Genomic DNA, 18,715 nt, shown 5'->3' on the forward strand with positions numbered 1-18,715 from the left:
GGCCGCCCGTCAGCCCGACGAGGCGCGGACCACCAGCAGTGCCGGGGTGACGACGGCCGCCGGGACCGCGTCCTTCCGGTCCGCGGGGCCCGCCACCTCCCGCAGCAGCATCCGTGCCATCAGCCGCCCCATCTCCGTCACGTCCTGCCGCACCGTGGTCAGCGGCGGATCGGTCCAGGCGGCCGGCTCCAGATCGTCGTAGCCCACCACCGCCACGTCCCGCGGCACCCGCCGCCCCCGCTCCCGCAGGGTGCGCAGCGCGCCCGAGGCCATCAGGTCCGAGCAGACGAACACCGCGTCCAGCTCCGGCGCCGCGTCCAGCAGCCGGGCCATCGCCGCCTCCCCGCCGCGCGCGGTGAACCGGCCGTCCGCGACCAGCCGGGGGCCGTACGCCCCCGGCGCCAGCGCCTCGCGGTAGCCCGCCAGCCGGTCGGCGGCCGACGTCTGGTCGAGCGGCCCGGTGATGACGGCGATCGTGCGCCGCCCCCGCTCCCGCAGATGCCGTACGGCCTGCCGGGCGCCGTCGCGGTTGTCGGTGTCGACGTACCGCACCTCGGGGTCGTCGGCGGCGCCTGCCCAGCCGGGCCGTCCGCCGTAGACCACCGGCAGTCCGGCGCGCGCCGCCACCGCCGGCAGCGGATCGTCGTGGTGCAGCGAGAACAGCAGCGCGCCGTCGACGTGCCCGGCGGCCAGATACCGGCCGATCCGCGGCCAGTCCGCCCGGCTCTCCACCAGGAGCAGCAGCAACTGGACGTCCGCGGCGGCCAGTTCCCGGCCGATGCCGCGCAGCTGCCGCCCGAAGAACGGATCGCTGAAGACCCGCTGCTCCGGTTCCCCGATGACCACCGCGACCGCGCCGGTGCGCCGGGTGACCAGGGAGCGGGCCGCGCTGTTGGGGACGTACCCCAGCTCGGCCACGGCCCGCGCCACCCGCTCCCGCACCGCGGGCCGCACCCCGGCGCCGCCGTTGACCACCCGTGAGACCGTCGCCCGGGAGACCCCGGCGCGCGCGGCGACCGCCTCCAGCGTGGGCCGTCGGACGTTCCGTTCCGTCATCGTCCAACTCCTTTTTCTTCAGAGCGGGTTGACGCCGTCTCATCGAGTCGGCAGGGTGCCACCACAGCTGAGAGCGCTCTCAGGCACGCTTCTGGAAGACTCCTCCCGAACCCCCCACCGTGTCGAGGAGAATGACATGATCATGGAACTCAGGGCGCAGGCGGTGGCGATTGTCTGCGCCCTGGCGACGGCGGTGCCCTGGTGGGCAGCCCCGCACACCGTCCCGGACAAGGCGGCGGCCCCCGCCTTCCAGGAGGTCTGGCGCGCCGACTTCGACGGCGCCGCCGGCTCCCGCCCCTCCGCCGACGACTGGATCACCGACACCGGCACCGGCTACCCCGGCGGCCCCGACCACTGGGGCACCGGCGAGGTGCAGACGTACACCGACGCCCCCGAGAACCTCCAGCTCGACGGCGCCGGACACCTGAAGATCACCGCGCTGAAGAAGGACGGCGGCTGGACCTCCGGCCGTATCGAGACCCGCCGTACCGACTTCGCCGCACCCGAGGGCGGCGCGCTGCGCGTCGAGGCACGCGTCGAGCTGCCGGACGTCAGCGGCGACAAGGCCCTCGGCTACTGGCCCGCCTTCTGGACGCTCGGCGCCGACTTCCGCGGCACGTACACCAACTGGCCCGGCATCGGCGAGTTCGACGTCATGGAGAACGTCAACGGCGCCGACACCCTCTGGGGCACGCTGCACTGCGGCGTCAGTCCGGGCGGCCCCTGCAACGAGACGCAGGGCAAGGGGAGTTCCCGCCCCTGCACCGGCTGCCGGGACGCCTTCCACACCTACGCCCTCGAACTCGACCGCACCGACCCCGCCCACGAGAAGCTGACCTGGTACCTCGACGGCGCCGCGTACCACACCGTCGCCGCCTCCGAGATGGACGCCGACACCTGGGCCCGCGCCACCCACCACGGCCACTTCCTGCTGCTGAACCTCGCGATGGGCGGCGGCTTCCCCAACGGTGTCGCCGGCCGCGCCACCCCCACCGACGCCACGGAATCCGGCGCCTCCCTGCTGGTCGACAACGTTGCCATCTCCGTCGCCCGGCCCGCCTCCGCCCGTACCCCGTAAGGAGTCCCCCGTGATCAGCCGCCGTACCCTGCTCGGCTCCCTCGCCGCCACCACCGCCGGGCTCGCCCTCGCCACCCGGGCGTCCGCGCAGCCCGCGCCCCTCCTCGGCGGCACCGCCGCCGGGATGCCGCTGCACATCGTCAACGACACCGGCGCGTACGACAACGCCTCGATCCGCGTCTACATCGTCGGCAACGACGGCACCCAGCAGGTCCGCGTCACCCCCGACGGCCAACTGGCGCCCGTCGCCCTCGCCGACAACGGCCCGGACGGCTTCACCGACTACGCCATCCCGCTCGCCGGCAGCGGCACCACCACGCTGAACCTGCCGCAGATGTCCGGCCGGATCTACGTCGCGCTCGGCGACCCGCTGAAGTTCAAGGCGGTCGAGGACGGCAACGGCAAGGCGGCGCTCGCCTACCCGGCGGGCTGGGTCGAGGGCGACCCCAACTACCCGGTGCTGCACGACTGCGCCGAGTTCACCTACAACTCCGGCGGCATGTACTGCAACACCACCATGGTCGACATGTTCAGCGTGCCACTGGCGATCAAGCTCAACGGCGCGAAGGAACAGACCACCGGCGCCCTCAAGGACGGCGCCCGCGCCAAGGTCTTCGCCGATGTCGAGGCGGCCGACGGCTTCGGCAAGCTGATCGTCGACGACAAGCGCGTCATCGCCCCCGGACACGGCCTGGACAGCGGCCTCTTCGCCACCGACTACCTCGCCCCCGCCATCGACGAGGCGTGGTCCGCGTACGAGAGCAAGGACCTGAAGGTCACCACCGACGCCGGAACCTTCACCGGCCGGGTCTCCGGCGGCAGGTTCAGCTTCACCGGCCCCGGCTCCGTCTCCTTCGACAAGCCGTCCACCCGCGACGTCCTCTTCTGCGACGGCACCCTCGCCGCCCCCAACGACGGCACCCTCGGCCCGGTCGCCGCGATCCTCGGCGCCGCCCTCAACCGCTCGATCCTCACCACCGCCGACGCCCAGCCCGGCACCGACCCGGCCGCCTTCTACCGGCAGCAGCTCACCAACCACTACGCCAAGGCCATGCACGAGGCCACCCGCGACGGCAAGGCGTACGGCTTCGCCTTCGACGACGTCGCCGGGTTCGCCTCGTACATCGAGGACGGCGCCCCGAAGGAGATCACCCTGACCCTCACCGCCTTCTGACGGCCCGGGGCGGCCGCCCCCGGCACCGGGCGGCCGCCGCACGCCGGGGCGGCATTCCGGCCGCCCCGCCCGGGCCTGGCCGGAATTGGGTGGGGCCGCGCCGCGCCCGGCTCTTACGCTGTGCCGCATGTCAGGTACCGCACACACGTCCGACGGCCCGGCCGACCGCATCCTCGGTGGCCCGCCGTCCGGCCCGGACCGTACGGCCGTCGCCACCGCCCAGCGGCGTACCGTCCGGGTCCTGATGTCCGCCCAGGTCGTGGCCGGCATCGGCATCGGCTCGACGCTCTCCGCGGGGGCGCTGCTGGTCGGGCGGCTCAGCGGCTCGGAGGCGCTCGCCGGGCTCGCCACCACCTCCGCTACGCTCGGCGCCGCCCTCCTCGGCATGCCGCTCGCCGCGCTCTCCCGCTCCCGGGGGCGCCGCATCGGCCTGGGCACCGGCTGGCTGATCGCCGCCATCGGCGCGGTGACCGTCCTCCTCGGCGCCCGCCTCGGCCGCCCCGAACCGGTCCTCCTCGGCACCCTCCTGCTCGGCGCGGGCACCGCCACCAACCTCCAGTCCCGGTACGCCGCCGCCGACCTCGCCGACGACGGCAACCGCGCCCGCTCCCTCTCCCTCGTCGTCTGGTCGACCACCGTCGGCAGCGTCATCGGCCCCAACCTCACCGGCCCGGGCGAGCCCGTCGCCCGCGCGCTGGGCCTGCCCGAGGAGGCCGGGACCTTCCTCTTCTCCACCGTCGCCTTCGTCGGCGGCTGGGCCCTCAACCACTTCCTGCTCCGCCCCGACCCGCTCCACCTCGCCGCCGCCCTGACCCGCGCCGGGCACGGCGGGATACCCGGGGCGGCCGCGCCCGCCCCGGACGCGCCCGCCGCCCCGCGCTTCACCGCCCGCTTCGCCGAGGCGCTCCGCGTGGTCCGCGCCGTGCCCGCCGCCCGCCTCGGCCTGGTCACCGTCGTCCTGGGCCACGCCGTCATGGTCTCCGTGATGACGATGACCCCGATCCACCTCGCCCACCACGGCGCCGATCTGAGCGTCGTCGGCTTCAGCGTCAGCCTCCACATCGCCGGGATGTACGCGCTGTCGCCGCTGGTCGGACGGCTCGCCGACCGCCTCGGCCGGATCCCGGTGATCCTCCTGGGCCAGGGGCTCTACCTGCTCACCGCGGCCGTCGCAGGGCTCGCCGGAACCAGTCACGTCGCCACCGTCGGCGCCCTGTTCACCCTCGGCCTGGGCTGGTCCTTCGTCACCATCGGCGGGTCCACCCTGCTCACCGAGGCGCTGCCGGCCGCGCAGCGCTCCGAGGTCCAGGGCCTCGCCGACACCCTGATGAACCTCGCGGGCGCGGCTGGCGGCGCCGTCGCCGGCGGCCTCGTCGCCCTCATCGGCTACGGCGGTCTCAACGGGGTCGCCGCCCTCCTCACCCTGCCCGTTCTCGCCCTCGCCCTGGCGCCCCGCACCCGCGCCGGGACCTGACCGCCGGTGCACGCCGAAGGGGGCCGCCCCACCCGGAGCGGCCCCCTTCGGTACGTCCGTACCCGGCGGCTCAGCCGCCGCCGTACGCGCCGCTCGCCGTCAGCCGCAGCGCGGTGTCGATCAGCGGGACGTGGCTGAACGCCTGCGGGAAGTTCCCCACCTGCCGCTGGTTCTTGGAGTCCCACTCCTCGGCCAGAAGCCCCAGGTCGTTGCGGAGCGCGAGCAGCCGCTCGAAGAGCGTGCGCGCCTCCTCCACCCGCCCGATCATCGCCAGATCGTCCGCCATCCAGAACGAGCAGGCCAGGAACGCGCCCTCGTCGCCCTCCAGACCGTCCACGCCCGCCTCGTCGCCGGAGGTCGGGTAGCGCAGGATGAAACCGTCCTCGGTGGACAGCTCCCGCTGGATCGCCTCGATCGTGCCGATGACGCGCTTGTCGTCCGGCGGCAGGAAACCCATCTGCGGGATCAGCAGCAGCGAGGCGTCCAGCTCCTGGGAGCCGTAGGACTGCGTGAAGGTGTTGCGCTCCTTGTCGTACCCCTTCTCGCAGACGTCCCGGTGGATCTGCTCGCGCAGCTCCTTCCAGCGCTCCAGCGGTCCCTCGACGTCGCCCGCCTCGATCAGCTTGATCGTGCGGTCCACCGCGACCCACGTCATGACCTTGGAGTGGACGAAGTGGCGGCGCGGCCCGCGGACCTCCCAGATGCCCTCGTCCGGCTCGTGCCAGTGGTTCTCCACCCAGTCGATCAGCTTCAGCTGGAGCAGCGAGGCGTAGTCGTTGCGGGCGAGCCCGGTCATGTGCGCCAGGTGCAGCGCCTCGATGACCTCGCCGTAGACGTCGAGCTGGACCTGGCCGGCGGCGCCGTTGCCGACCCGCACCGGCCGGGAGTTCTCGTACCCCGGCAGCCAGCTCAGCTCGTTCTCGCCCAGCTCCCGCTCACCGGCGATGCCGTACATGATCTGGAGGTTCTCCGGGTCCCCGGCGACCGCCCGCAGCAGCCACTCGCGCCAGGCGCGCGCCTCCTCGCGGTAGCCCGTCCGCAGCAGCGACGACAGGGTGATGGCGGCGTCGCGCAGCCAGGTGAAGCGGTAGTCCCAGTTGCGGGAGCCGCCGAGGTCCTCCGGCAGCGAGGTGGTCGGCGCGGCCACGATCCCGCCGGTCGGCGCGTACGTCAGCGCCTTCAGCGTGATCAGCGACCGGACCACCGCGTCCCGGTAGGGCCCGTGGTACGTGCAGTGCTCGACCCACTCGCGCCAGAACTCCTCGGTGGCGTCGAGCGCGTTCTCCGGCTCGGCCAGCGCCGGGGGCTGGTGGTGCGAGGGCTGCCAGCTGATCGTGAAGGCGATCCGCTCGCCCGGCGCGACGGTGAAGTCGGAGTAGGTGGTCAGCTCCTCGCCGTACGTCTGCGCCGTGGTGTCCAGCCACACCGAGTCCGGACCGGCCACCGCGACCGTCCGCCCGTCGACCTTGTGCACCCACGGCACCACCCAGCCGTACGCGAACCGCATCCGCAGCTCGGAGCGGACCGGGACGGTGCCGCTGACGCCCTCGACGATGCGGATCAGCTGCGGCGCGCCGTCGCGCGGCGGCATGAAGTCGATCACCCGGACGGTGCCCTGCGGGGTGTCCCACTCCGACTCCAGGACCAGCGAGTCGCCGCGGTAGCGCCGCCGGTCGGCGGGGAGCGGGCGGGTGCCCTCGGAGTGGGCGGGGCCCATCCGCCAGAAACCGTGTTCCTCGGTGCCCAGCAGCCCGGCGAAGACCGCCGGGGAGTCGAAACGCGGCAGGCAGAGCCAGTCCACCATGCCGTCCCTGCACACGAGTGCGGCGGTCTGCATATCGCCAATGAGTGCGTAGTCCTCGATGCGCCCGGCCACGTGCATCTCCTGTCGAACTGGAGTCACGCCCCCTCGGGACGTGATAGCTGTCCGTCCTGCCCATGAAACGTTGTCGAGCAGCGGGACCGGAAATCGGGCGGGGGTGGTGCCTCACCGGACGGCTCGTAACGAGTGTCCGAGCAGGATACGACGGCGCATGGGGCCCCGCGCGACGCCCACGGAGGGCGACGTCACTCGTTCGGGTGATGTGGGGCGGAGAGGCCGCGGCGGACGCCGCCGGGCGCGACCATCCCCGGTCGCTGATAGCCTGGTATCCCGTGGACCGGTGGGCCCCACAAATGTCACGGCAGATGTCACGGCACCCCCCGAGCCGCAGCGAAGGCACCCCTCGTACCCCGGGGACGGCGCCGCATCGCACCTCTCCACTCGCGACCACGGGAGCCCCCTCTTGGCCATGCCGCCCTCTGCTTCTCGACAGAACGCAGCCACGACGACCAAGCACATCTTCGTCACCGGGGGCGTCGCCTCCTCGCTCGGCAAGGGCCTCACGGCCTCCAGCCTCGGCGCGCTCCTCAAGGCGCGGGGTCTGCGGGTCACCATGCAGAAGCTCGACCCGTACCTGAACGTCGACCCCGGCACGATGAACCCGTTCCAGCACGGTGAGGTCTTCGTCACCAACGACGGAGCCGAGACCGACCTGGACATCGGCCACTACGAGCGCTTCCTCGACGTCGACCTCGACGGCAGCGCCAACGTCACCACCGGCCAGGTCTACTCCACCGTGATCGCCAAGGAGCGCCGCGGCGAGTACCTGGGCGACACCGTGCAGGTCATCCCGCACATCACCAACGAGATCAAGCACCGCATCCGCCGGATGGCGACCGACGACGTCGACGTCGTCATCACCGAGGTCGGCGGCACGGTCGGCGACATCGAGTCGCTGCCGTTCCTGGAGACCGTCCGCCAGGTGCGCCACGAGGTCGGCCGGGACAACGTCTTCGTCGTACACATCTCGCTGCTGCCCTACATCGGCCCGTCCGGTGAGCTGAAGACCAAGCCGACCCAGCACTCCGTCGCCGCGCTGCGCAACATCGGCATCCAGCCCGACGCGATCGTGCTCCGCGCCGACCGCGAGGTCCCCACCGCCATCAAGCGCAAGATCTCGCTGATGTGCGACGTCGACGACCAGGCCGTGGTCGCCGCGATCGACGCCCCGTCGATCTACGACATCCCCAAGGTGCTGCACGCCGAGGGCCTGGACGCCTACGTCGTCCGCAAGCTGGACCTGCCGTTCCGCGACGTCGACTGGACCCAGTGGGCGGACCTGCTGGAGCGCGTCCACAACCCCGACCACGAGGTCAAGGTCGCGCTGGTCGGCAAGTACATCGACCTGCCGGACGCCTACCTCTCGGTGACCGAGGCGCTGCGCGCGGGCGGCTTCGCCAACAAGACCCGCGTGAAGATCAAGTGGGTCACCTCCGACGACTGCAAGACCCCGGCCGGCGCCGCCGAACAGCTCGGCGACTGCGACGCGGTCTGCATCCCCGGCGGCTTCGGCGACCGCGGTGTCGACGGCAAGGTCGGCGCGATCACCTACGCCCGGGAGCACAAGCTGCCGCTGCTCGGCCTCTGCCTGGGTCTGCAGTGCGTGGTCATCGAGGCGGCCCGCAACCTCGCCGGTATCGAGGGCGCCAACTCCACCGAGTTCGACCCGGCCGCCGCCCACCCGGTCATCTCCACGATGGCCGAGCAGATGGACATCGTCGCCGGTGAGGGCGACATGGGCGGCACGATGCGGCTCGGTATGTACCCGGCGAAGCTCGCCGAGGGCTCGATCGTCCGCGAGACCTACGACGACCAGCCGTACGTCGAGGAGCGCCACCGCCACCGCTACGAGGTCAACAACGCCTACCGCGGTGAGCTGGAGAAGAAGGCCGGTCTGCTCTTCTCCGGCACCTCCCCGGACAACAAGCTCGTCGAGTACGTCGAGTACCCGCGCGAGGTGCACCCCTACCTCGTCGCCACCCAGGCCCACCCGGAGCTGCGCTCCCGCCCGACCCGCCCGCACCCGCTCTTCGCGGGTCTGGTGAAGGCAGCCGTCGCGCAGCAGGTGGCAGCGGAGCAGACGGCGAAGGCCGCGGAGCCGGAGAAGGGCGCCGGTAAGTAAGCGGCACCCGGCCGTTACGGTGGACCGGGGCAGGGATCTCGTACGGGATCGCTGCCCCGGTTTCTGCGTTGACCAGGACGATCAGGAGGACGTATGGCGATCGAGGACACCCCCGAGGAGTGGACGGTCACCGCGACCGCGACGCCGTTCACCGGGAACAAGACGAGCGTGCGCACCGACGACGTCGTCATGCCGGACGGCTCCACGGCCCGCCGTGACTACCAGGTCCACCCCGGTTCGGTGGCCGTCCTCGCCCTCGACGACGACGGCCGGGTCCTGGTCCTGCGCCAGTACCGCCACCCCGTGCGCCACAAGCTGTGGGAGATCCCCGCCGGGCTGCTGGACGTCCCCGGCGAGAACCCGCTGCACGCCGCCCAGCGGGAGCTGTACGAGGAGGCGCACGTCAAGGCCGACGACTGGCGGGTGCTGACCGACGTCTACACCACGCCGGGCGGCTGCGACGAGGCGGTCCGGGTCTTCCTGGCGCGCGGTCTCGCCGAGGCGGAGGGGGAGCGGTTCGCGGTCTCCGAGGAGGAGACCGACATGGAGCTGGCGCGGGTTCCGCTGGACGAGCTGGTGCGCGGCGTGCTCGCCGGGGAGCTGCACAACAACTGTCTGGTCGTCGGCGTGCTGTCGCTCGTCGCGGCGCAGCAGGGGCCGGGCCTGGAGTCGCTGCGCCCGGCCGACGCGCCCTGGCCGGCGCGTCCCTTCGGCGCCTGATCCCTCGCCGGCCCGCCGCCGGTCCACCGTGCCGGCAGACCGTCCCGGTCGGATGATCCGCTGATCCGGCCGAGTGACCCGACCGCCAAGAGCCGCGCGGAGCGCGGGGCATGACGGGGTGTGAACTACCCTCGGCAACGTTCCCGTCCGCGATCGGCGGCGGGCTCGTATGCGCAGGTGGACGGGAGAGTGGCCCGTGACGGACCAGGCGGTGGGCACAGGGCACCTCCCACCGGAGGCGGCGGGACGCGCCGCACCGGCGGGAGGCGGGCGGGTACCGGCGGACGGCGAGGCCACGGCGGCCGGCCGGCCGCCGTCGACCGTGCCCGCGATGCCGGTGGCGCCGCCGGCCGCCGGGGCGACGGGGGAGGTGGCCGGTCCTTCCGGGGCGCCGGCCGCCGGGGCGACGGGAGAGGGGCCGAAGACCTCCGCGTCACCGGCTTCCGCCTCCTCGGGTTCCGAGCCGCCGACGTCCGCGCCGCCGGCTTCCGCCTCCTCGGGTTCCGAGCCGCCCGCTTCCGTGCCGCCGGCTTCCGTCCCCTCGGGCTCCGAGCCGCTCGCCTTCGCGCCGCCCGCCTCCGTACCCTCCGCTTCCGGTCCGCCGGACGAGCCGCCGGCAGCCGTGCCCACGCCCTCCGTGCCGGAGGCGTGCGCCCCGGCGTCCTCCGTGGCGCAGGTTTCCGCCTCCGCGTCCCCGGCCGAGATCCCTTCGTCCTCCGATGCGTACTCCGGGCCCTCCGCGGCACCGGCCGCCGCCCCCGCCGCCCCCTCCGTCCCCCGCCCCGTCGTGCCCCCGCGTCCCACCGTTCCGCCGGCGGTCGGGCCGGCCCGTTCCGCCGCCCATGACCTGCCGTCCCGTGGTCTGCTGGGGAGGTCCCGGGAGCTGAAGGCGCTCCGGGCCGACATCGAGCGGGCCGGTCTTGACACCCTCTCCGGCCGGAAGAGTCCCCGCAGCCGGGTGCTGCTCATCGCCGGGCGGCCCGGCTGCGGCCGTACCGCGCTCGCCGAGGAGCTGCTGCGGACGCTCTCCGGCAGCTATCCGGACGGGGTGTTCCGGGCCCGGCTGTCCGGGCCGGACGGTGCGCCCGTCCCCACCGGCGACGTCGCCCGCGGGCTGCTCACCGCGCTCGGCGCCGCCGTCCCGGCGGGCTCGGACGACGACGAACCGGCCGAGGCGCTCCGCGCGGAGCTGGCGGCCCGCCGCGCGGTCCTCCTCCTCGACGACGCGCCCGGCGCCGACCACGTCGAACCGCTGCTGCCCGATGCGCCGGACTGCCTGGTCGTCGTGGTCTCCGAGGGGCCGCTCACCGGTATCCCCGACGTCCGGCCGTGCACCCTGGGCGGGCTGGACGGCGCCGCGGCGGTCGCGCTGCTGGCCCGGTTCGCCGGTCCGGTGCGGATCACCGTCGACCCGCGGTCGGCCGACTCCGTCATCGAGGAGTGCGGCGGGCAACCCGCCGCACTGGTGCTGGCGGGCGGCTGGCTCGCAGCCCGCCCCAAGGCATCCGTCTCGGATCTGCGGACGGCGCTGCGCGCGGTGGAGATCCCGGACGAACTCCCCGCCGGGGAGCGCCCGTTGTACCGCGCCTTCCAGCTCGCCCACGACGGGCTGCCGCCGTCCACGGCCCGGACGCTGCGGCTCCTCTCCCTCGCCCCGCCCGGTCTCGTCGACGCGCACACCACGTCCGCGCTGGCCGGTTGCACGGTGGAGACCGCCAAGGCGACCCTCGCCGATCTGGCCGCGCTGGGGCTGCTGCACCGGGAGGCGGACGGACCGGACGACGAACCGTCCTCCCCGGGCACCGCCTCCGGCCCCCGCCACCGGCTCCCCGGCTGCCTCGCCCCCCGCGCCGCCGAACTGCTGCGGACGCACGAGCGCCCGGCCGAGGTCCAGTTGGCCCGCGCGCGGATGCTGGAGCGCACGGTCCGGCTGCTCCAGTCCTGCCGGGGGAGTGGTGAGCCGCCCGGGTCACCGGCGCGGGAGCGGGCCGAGGGGCTGCCGTTCGCGCTGCGCTTCCCCTCGCGCGCGGCGGCCGCCGCCTGGCTGCGCCGCCGCCGCGCCGCCCTGCTGGACGCGGCCCGCCTCGCGGTCTCCGACGGCGAACTGGACACGCTGGACCGGCGGTTGATCGCCACTCTGGTCCGCGCGCTGATCGCGCACGAGGGCCCGGAGGCGGCCGCCGGCGACCTCTACGCCCTGCACGAGTTGGTCCTGGAGGTCGCCGAACGCCGGGGCCTGGGGCGGGAGAAGGCGGCGGCGCTGCTCAACCTCGCGGATCTGGACGGCGGTGCCGGACGCACCGAGGCGGCGCTCGGCCGCTACCGCGGCGCGCTGGAGGCGGCCCGTTCGGCGGGCGACGCGGTGGCGACCGGCCGGGCGCTGGAGTCGCTCGGCGGTACGTACAGCGAGCTGGGGGACTGGCAGCGCGCCGCCGACTGGTACGGCCGGGCGCTGGAGCTGCGGCTGAGCCGGGGCGAGACGGCGGACGCGGCGCGGCTGCACGGCCGGATCGGCGGGGCACACGGCCGGGCCGGGCGGTGGCCGGAGGCGCTCAAGGAGTGGCGGGCGGCGGCCCGCACCTCCCGCAGGCTCGGCGATCTCGCAGGTCAGGCGCGTGCGACCGCCGAAGTGGCGCACGTCCAGGAGCGTGCCGGGCGGCCCGAGGAGGCGCTGCGGGCGGCCCTGGAGGCCCTGCACACCGCACGTGGCGCGGGCGACGCGGGGCTGGAGGCGGGGTTGCAGCTGCGGATTGCGGACCTCCTCGACGGGCTCGGCGACCCGGCAGCGGCACGGCTGCACCGTGCCGCCGGGGAACAACTCCTCCAAGATCACCGCAAGTGACCTACGAAATCGGTGGTGGTCCCCGAAACAATTAATGCTTTGCAAGGCTAGACAAGAGAGGATCCTTCAATAGACTGGGTTCGCCGCGTCGCTCGCGGTCAGTTCCGTCATGTGTCACATGAGGGATAATTCTCCTGTAAGCACTCTTTCAAGGACCGTGATCGACGTGAAGGTCGGCATCCCCCGCGAGGTCAAGAACAACGAGTTCCGGGTGGCGATCACGCCCGCCGGTGTCAACGAGCTGGTCCGCAACGGCCACCAGGTCGTCATCGAGAAGGACGCCGGTGTCGGCTCCTCCATCCCCGACGCGGAGTACGTGGCCGCGGGCGCGAGCATCCTCGACACCGCTGACGAGGTCTGGGCCACCGCCGACCTGCTCCTGAAGGTCAAGGAGCCGATCGAGGAGGAGTACCACCGCCTCCGCAAGGACCAGACCCTCTTCACGTACCTGCACCTCGCGGCCTCCCGCGAGTGCACGGACGCGCTGCTGGAGTCCGGCACCACCGCCATCGCCTACGAGACCGTCGAGACCGCGAACCGCGCGCTGCCGCTGCTCGCCCCGATGTCCGAGGTCGCGGGCCGTATCGCCCCGCAGGTCGGCGCCTACCACCTGATGCGCCAGGCCGGCGGCCGCGGCGTGCTGCCCGGCGGTGTCCCCGGTGTCCAGGCGGGCAGGGCGGTCGTCATCGGCGGCGGCGTCTCCGGCTGGAACGCCGTGCAGATCGCCGTGGGCCTCGGCTTCCACGTCACCCTGCTCGACAAGGACATCAACAAGCTCCGCGAGGCCGACCGGATCTTCGGCACCAAGGTGCAGACGATCGTCTCCAACGCCTTCGAGCTGGAGAAGGCCGTCGTCGAGGCCGACCTCGTCGTCGGCGCGGTCCTGATCCCCGGCGCCAAGGCCCCCAAGCTCGTCACCAACGAGCTGGTCGCCAAGATGAAGCCCGGAAGTGTCCTTGTCGACATCGCGATCGACCAGGGCGGCTGCTTCGAGGACTCGCACCCCACCACGCACGCCGACCCGACCTTCCAGGTCCACAACTCGGTGTTCTACTGCGTCGCCAACATGCCCGGCGCGGTGCCCAACACCTCCACCTACGCGCTGACCAACGCGACCCTGCCGTACATCGTCTCGCTCGCCAACAACGGCTGGGCCGAGGCGCTGCGCCGCGACGCCGCGCTGGCCAAGGGCCTCAACACCCATGACGGCAAGGTCGTCTACCGCGAGGTCGCCGAGGCCCACGGCCTGGACTCCGTGGAGCTGAGCGACCTGCTGGGCTGAGCGTCAACTCCGCGCGTCCGCGCGGAAGAACCGGCCGGGTCCCGTCGACGGGACCCGGCCGGTCGCGTGTGGGTGACGCGCCCCTACCACGCCCCGGCCGCGGTCCCGGAGTGGGGGCGCGCATCTCGCGTCGTACGTAACCCTTGAGGTGATTCGCGTACCCCCGAAGCCTCATGTGCGCGCGGCTTGCACCCTTGACATGGGCGGGTTTCTTATCCGTCACATCGCGCCGGGTCGGGTGGATTGTGTTGCTGCGGACGCCCGACACGCCATAGAGTCGCCAACCGTCGGCATGGTGTCACGCTGACCTATCGATAAGTTTCCTGGTTCCATCCAAGGAGGTACGACGACTTGTGAATGAGTCGACAATTACTCCCGGAGGTGCTCAGCCAGGAGCAGTTGCGCGGGGCCAGGCCCCCTCGGGGCACGAGGCTGTCGGCTCCGTAGCGGTCCACACCTCCGCAGCCCACCCGAGCACGACCTCGACAGCCCACCAGAGCATGGACGGCCATTACGTGAACGCCACGGCCGGCGACCGGGGCAGTGGAGATCCCACCCGTCTCGCCGACTACGAAGACCTGCCCAAGGGGCACTTCTACGATCCGGACGCGGAGTACGAGCCGGACCCCGAGTACGCGGCCACGCTCGCGCCGGACGCTGCCCGTCAGCGCCGCGAGCGCGTCGGCCCGACCGGCCGTCCGCTGCCGTACTTCCCGATCCCGGGACCGCTGTCGGAGCACGGCCCCGCCAAGATCATCGCGATGTGCAACCAGAAGGGCGGGGTCGGCAAGACCACCTCGACCATCAACCTGGGCGCCGCACTCGCCGAGTACGGGCGCCGGGTGCTGCTCGTCGACTTCGACCCGCAGGGCGCCCTGTCGGTCGGCCTCGGCGTCAACCCCATGGAGCTCGACCTGACGGTCTACAACCTGCTCATGGAGCGGGGCATGTCGGCCGACGAGGTGCTGCTCAAGACGGCGGTCCCCAACATGGACCTGCTGCCCAGCAACATCGACCTCTCCGCCGCCGAGGTGCAGCTGGTCAGCGAGGTGGCCCGCGAGTCGACGCTGCAGCGCGCGCTCAAGCCGCTGATGAACGACTACGACTACATCGTCATCGACTGCCAGCCCTCGCTCGGTCTGCTCACCGTCAACGCGCTGACGGCGGCTCACAAGGTCATCGTGCCGCTGGAGTGCGAGTTCTTCGCGCTGCGTGGTGTCGCGCTGCTCACCGAGACGATCGAGAAGGTCCAGGAGCGGCTCAACCCCGAGCTGGAGCTGGACGGCATCCTGGCGACGATGTACGACTCCCGCACCGTGCACAGCCGTGAGGTGCTGGCGCGCGTCGTGGAGGCGTTCGACGATCACGTCTACCACACCGTCATCGGCCGTACGGTCCGCTTCCCCGAGACGACCGTCGCGGGCGAGCCGATCACCACGTACGCCTCCAACTCCGTGGGGGCCGCCGCCTATCGTCAGCTCGCCAGGGAGGTGCTCGCCCGGTGTCACGCCGAGTGAGTCTGCCGGGCGCCGACGAGTTGTTCCGCACCACCGGGGGCACGGGCCTGCAGTCCTCACCGCCCCGCCGCACGGGCGAAGCCGGCGACGAGACGCCTCGGGTGCCGTCCCCGGGCGGTGAGCTGGAGGGGGCGCCCGCCGGTGCGGCGGACGCCCCCGTGGCACGTACCGCATCCGCCGAGCACGGCGGGCGCGGCGCCGACCAGGAGGCCGCGGGCGGGCACCGCCGGCCGGAGAACCGCGCGGCGCCGGAGGCGGCCGCCGTGGCCGGTCAGCCGGGCGGCGCCGCCCGCCGCCGCGGGGGCCGCGGCGCCAACCGCCGCCCCAGCGGCCGCGAGCGCCACGACGAGAAGATCACCGTCTATGTCTCCGCCGAGGAGCTGATGGATCTGGAACACGCCCGGCTGGTGCTCCGCGGTGAGCACGGGCTCGCCGTCGACCGCGGCCGGATCGTCCGCGAGGCGGTCGCCGTCGTCCTCGCCGACCTGGAGTCCCGCGGCGACGCCAGCATCCTGGTACGGCGGCTGCGCGGCCGGTAGCCGGCCCGGGCCCCGATAGCCTGCCGCCTACGCGGGCCCGCCGCCCGCGCGCCAGCCCGCCCGCGCGCGGGGACCGCAGCACCCTGGACCACGATGCCGACGACCCAGCACGACACCGCCTCCCCGCGGCCCCCGCGCCGTACCCTCGGCCGGGGGCCGGAGGACGGCACCGCGGACCCGGACGCGGCCCCGGCGGATCCGGGCGGAGCCCCGGCGGCAGCGGAGGCCCCCGCGGCCGGCACGCCGGAGCCGGGCGGACCCGGGCCCGGCGCGGAGGCCCCCGGGCCGGCCGGGGGGAGCCCAGGGGCCGAGGGCTCCACCGACGGCCGTTTCACCGTCCGGTTGGACAACTTCGAGGGCCCCTTCGACCTGCTCCTCCAGTTGATCTCCAAGCACAAGATGGACGTCACCGAGGTGGCGCTCTCGCAGGTCACCGACGAGTTCATGGCGCACATCCGGGCCATGGGCGCGGACTGGGACCTCGACCAGACCACCGAGTTCCTGGTCGTCGCGGCCACCTTGCTGGACCTCAAGGCCGCCCGGCTGCTGCCCGTCGCCGCTGTCGAGGACGAGGCGGACCTGGCGCTGCTGGAGGCCCGTGACCTGCTCTTCGCCCGGCTGCTGCAGTACCGCGCGTACAAGCGGATCGCGGACATCTTCGGCGACCGGCTGGCGGACGAGGCGCGCCGCCACCCGCGCACCGTCGGGCTGGAGCCCGAGCACGCCGAGCTGCTGCCGGAGGTGGTCCTGGGCATCGGCCCCGAGGGGTTCGCCCGGCTCGCCGTCAAGGCGATGCAGCCGAAGGCCCGTCCGCAGGTCTACGTCGACCACATTCACGCACCGCTGGTCAGCGTCGCCGAACAGGCCGGGGTGGTGGCGGCGCTGCTGCGGGAGGCGGGGGTGCGGACCTTCGCCGAACTGGTGGCCGACGCCCCCGACACCCTCACCGTCGTGGCGCGTTTCCTGGCGCTGCTGGAGCTGTACCGGGAGCGGGCGGTGGCCCTGGACCAGGCGGAGGCCCTGGGCACCCTCACGGTCCGCTGGACGGGCCCCGAGGACGCGGCACCGCAGGTCACCGATGGATACGAGGGACGGCCCGAGCCCGGTGGGGCGGCGGAAGACCGGATGGACGAGGCGACCGACGAGACCGAGGGAGAGCGCGCGTGAGCGGGGCCGGTGAGGCGTACGACGTGACGGAACAGGGCGGGCCCGCGCGGCCCGGGGAGCCGGCCGGGGCGCCCGGCACCGCGGAGCTGGAGCTGAAGCCCGCGCTGGAGGCGGTCCTCATGGTCGTCGACGCCCCGGCGACCGAGGAGCACCTGGCCCGGGTGGTGCAGCGGCCCCGCCGCGCGGTCGCGTCGGCGCTGCGCGAGCTGGCCGACGAGTACACCCGCCAGGGCCGCGGGTTCGATCTGCGGCTGGTCGCCGGAGGCTGGCGGTTCTACGTCCGCGCCGCCTACGCCGACGCCGTGGAGGGCTTCGTCCTGGACGGGCAGACGGCCCGGCTGACCCAGGCCGCGTTGGAGACTCTGGCCGTGGTCGCGTACCGTCAGCCGGTCAGCCGTTCCCGGGTCTCCGCCGTTCGCGGGGTCAACTGCGACGGCGTGATGCGCACCCTCCTGCAGCGTGGGCTGGTGGAGGAGGCGGGGACGGAACCCGAAACAGGTGCGATCCTGTACAGGACGACGACGTACTTTCTGGAGCGGTTGGGTCTGCGTGGCCTGGACGAGCTCCCGGAGCTCGCACCGTTCCTCCCGGAGGCGGAGGCGGTCGAGCGCGACTCCCCGGAAGGTATCCCGTCGTTCGAAGTGGACGACAGCGGCGACTCTCAGACGGATCATTGATGCGAAGCAGCGGCAGGAACAGCACGGGCAGCGGCGGCGGTAGGGGCAACTACCGTGGCGCCGGGAACAAGCGCGACGACAAGCAGCAGCGCGCGGGCCGCCCCCGTCCCGAGGAGCGCCGCTACGACGTGGGCGAGTCCGGCGGGCCGGGCGGCGGCGAGGGCCGTGGCCGCGGCGGCGCCCCGAAGAGCGGCGGCGCCCGGGGTGCCGCGGCCCGGGGCGGCGCCAAGGGCGGCCCCCGCACCGGCGCGAAGCAGGGCGGCCCCAAGGGCGGACCGCAGCGCGGCCGGGGCCAGGCGCCGTCGCGCCCCCGCGAGCTGGACGCCAAGATCGAGGAGCGCAACCGCGCCCGCCACAACAAGCCGCAGGTCAAGACCCCGAAGACGTTCGGCGAGCAGGAGGGCGAGCGGCTGCAGAAGGTGCTCGCCCGCGCCGGTATGGGCTCGCGGCGTGCCTGCGAGGAGCTGATCGAGCAGGCGCGCGTCGAGGTCAACGGCGAGATCGTCCTGGAGCAGGGCGTCCGCGTCGACCCGGAGAAGGACGAGATCAAGGTCGACGGCCTCACCGTCGCCACCCAGTCGTACCTCTTCTTCGCGCTGAACAAGCCCGCCGGGGTCGTCTCCACGATGGAGGACCCGGACGGCCGCCAGTGCCTCGGCGACTACGTCACCAACCGTGAGACGCGGCTCTTCCACGTCGGGCGGCTGGACACCGAGACCGAGGGCATCATCCTGCTCACCAACCACGGCGAGCTGGCCCACCGTCTGACGCACCCGCGCTACGGCGTCCAGAAGACCTACCTCGCCGCGATCCAGGGTCCGCTGCCGCGCGAGATCGGCCGGATGCTGAAGGACGGTATCCAGCTGGAGGACGGCTACGCCCGCGCGGACCACTTCCGCGTCGTGCAGCAGACCGGCAAGAACTACCTCGTCGAGGTCACCCTGCACGAGGGCCGCAAGCACATCGTGCGGCGGATGCTGGCCGAGGCGGGCTTCCCCGTCGACAAGCTGGTGCGTACCGCGTTCGGCCCGATCGCGCTGGGCGACCAGAAGTCCGGCTGGCTGCGCCGCCTGACCAACACCGAGGTCGGCATGTTGATGCGCGAGGTCGACCTGTAACGGACGCCGCTTGCCGGTCGTGATCACCACCCCTTATTGTCACCGTGACGATTAAGGGGTGGTTTTC

General features: G+C 73.2%; 14 protein-coding genes. 12 read left to right on the top strand and 2 right to left on the bottom strand.

Translation table 11 applies throughout. The features are described 5' to 3' along the window. Positions 1 to 9: 9 nt before the first annotated feature. Positions 10 to 1,056, bottom strand: coding sequence for a LacI family DNA-binding transcriptional regulator (locus tag ACF1BH_RS08330; RefSeq protein WP_391641641.1), 1,047 nt, complete (start codon positions 1,054 to 1,056; stop codon positions 10 to 12). 136 nt (positions 1,057 to 1,192) lie between these two features. On the opposite strand from ACF1BH_RS08330, the gene ACF1BH_RS08335 reads away from it, so the two are divergent. The 3 genes from ACF1BH_RS08335 (at position 1,193) to ACF1BH_RS08345 (ending at position 4,782) form a co-directional block, all read left to right on the top strand. Then, positions 1,193 to 2,134, top strand: coding sequence for a glycoside hydrolase family 16 protein (locus tag ACF1BH_RS08335; RefSeq protein ID WP_391641642.1), 942 nt, complete (start codon positions 1,193 to 1,195; stop codon positions 2,132 to 2,134). A 10-nt stretch (positions 2,135 to 2,144) separates the two neighbouring features. After that, entirely contained in the window at positions 2,145 to 3,308 is a 1,164-nt protein-coding gene (locus ACF1BH_RS08340; protein WP_391641643.1) for a beta-1,3-glucanase family protein, read from the top strand. 127 nt (positions 3,309 to 3,435) lie between these two features. Then, complete coding sequence (locus tag ACF1BH_RS08345; protein WP_391641644.1) at positions 3,436 to 4,782, top strand: MFS transporter; 1,347 nt, start codon at positions 3,436 to 3,438, stop codon at positions 4,780 to 4,782. A 70-nt stretch (positions 4,783 to 4,852) separates the two neighbouring features. Here the strand turns inward: ACF1BH_RS08345 and ACF1BH_RS08350 are convergent, their stop codons facing one another. After that, positions 4,853 to 6,664, bottom strand: a complete 1,812-nt coding sequence (locus ACF1BH_RS08350; RefSeq protein ID WP_391642181.1) for a glycoside hydrolase family 15 protein — start codon at positions 6,662 to 6,664, stop codon at positions 4,853 to 4,855. Between the two features lie 409 nt (positions 6,665 to 7,073). Here ACF1BH_RS08350 and ACF1BH_RS08355 point away from each other — a divergent pair, with 409 nt between their 5' ends. From ACF1BH_RS08355 to ACF1BH_RS08395, 9 genes are all read left to right on the top strand, one after another. Next, entirely contained in the window at positions 7,074 to 8,786 is a 1,713-nt protein-coding gene (locus ACF1BH_RS08355; RefSeq protein ID WP_391641645.1) for a CTP synthase, read from the top strand. A 93-nt stretch (positions 8,787 to 8,879) separates the two neighbouring features. Continuing rightward, the gene (locus ACF1BH_RS08360; RefSeq protein WP_391641646.1) at positions 8,880 to 9,506 is read left to right on the top strand and encodes an NUDIX domain-containing protein; all 627 of its coding nucleotides are present in this window, start codon (positions 8,880 to 8,882) and stop codon (positions 9,504 to 9,506) included. 787 nt (positions 9,507 to 10,293) lie between these two features. Then, on the top strand, positions 10,294 to 12,348 hold the full coding sequence (locus ACF1BH_RS08365) for a tetratricopeptide repeat protein (RefSeq protein ID WP_391641647.1): 2,055 nt from the start codon (positions 10,294 to 10,296) through the stop codon (positions 12,346 to 12,348). 166 nt (positions 12,349 to 12,514) lie between these two features. Further along, the gene (gene ald / locus ACF1BH_RS08370; RefSeq protein WP_391642182.1) at positions 12,515 to 13,630 is read left to right on the top strand and encodes an alanine dehydrogenase; all 1,116 of its coding nucleotides are present in this window, start codon (positions 12,515 to 12,517) and stop codon (positions 13,628 to 13,630) included. A gap of 500 nt (positions 13,631 to 14,130) precedes the next feature. After that, a complete protein-coding gene (locus ACF1BH_RS08375; RefSeq protein WP_391641648.1) occupies positions 14,131 to 15,147 on the top strand; it encodes a ParA family protein in 1,017 nt (338 codons plus the stop codon). Then, complete coding sequence (locus tag ACF1BH_RS08380; RefSeq protein WP_391642183.1) at positions 15,144 to 15,686, top strand: hypothetical protein; 543 nt, start codon at positions 15,144 to 15,146, stop codon at positions 15,684 to 15,686. The genes ACF1BH_RS08375 and ACF1BH_RS08380 overlap by 4 nt, the downstream gene beginning before the upstream one ends. A 93-nt stretch (positions 15,687 to 15,779) precedes the next feature. Next, the gene (locus tag ACF1BH_RS08385; RefSeq protein WP_391641649.1) at positions 15,780 to 16,853 is read left to right on the top strand and encodes a segregation and condensation protein A; all 1,074 of its coding nucleotides are present in this window, start codon (positions 15,780 to 15,782) and stop codon (positions 16,851 to 16,853) included. Further along, positions 16,850 to 17,530 carry an SMC-Scp complex subunit ScpB gene (scpB, locus tag ACF1BH_RS08390; protein WP_391641650.1) on the top strand — a complete coding sequence of 227 codons (681 nt, stop codon included), beginning with the start codon at positions 16,850 to 16,852 and terminating at the stop codon, positions 17,528 to 17,530. The genes ACF1BH_RS08385 and scpB overlap by 4 nt, the downstream gene beginning before the upstream one ends. Beyond that, positions 17,530 to 18,648, top strand: a complete 1,119-nt coding sequence (locus tag ACF1BH_RS08395; RefSeq protein WP_391641651.1) for a pseudouridine synthase — start codon at positions 17,530 to 17,532, stop codon at positions 18,646 to 18,648. Before scpB ends, ACF1BH_RS08395 begins: the two co-directional genes overlap by 1 nt. The last annotated feature ends 67 nt before the right edge of the window (positions 18,649 to 18,715 follow it).

The organism is Streptomyces sp. NPDC014733, from assembly GCF_043083385.1.
GTDB lineage: Bacteria > Actinomycetota > Actinomycetes > Streptomycetales > Streptomycetaceae > Streptomyces.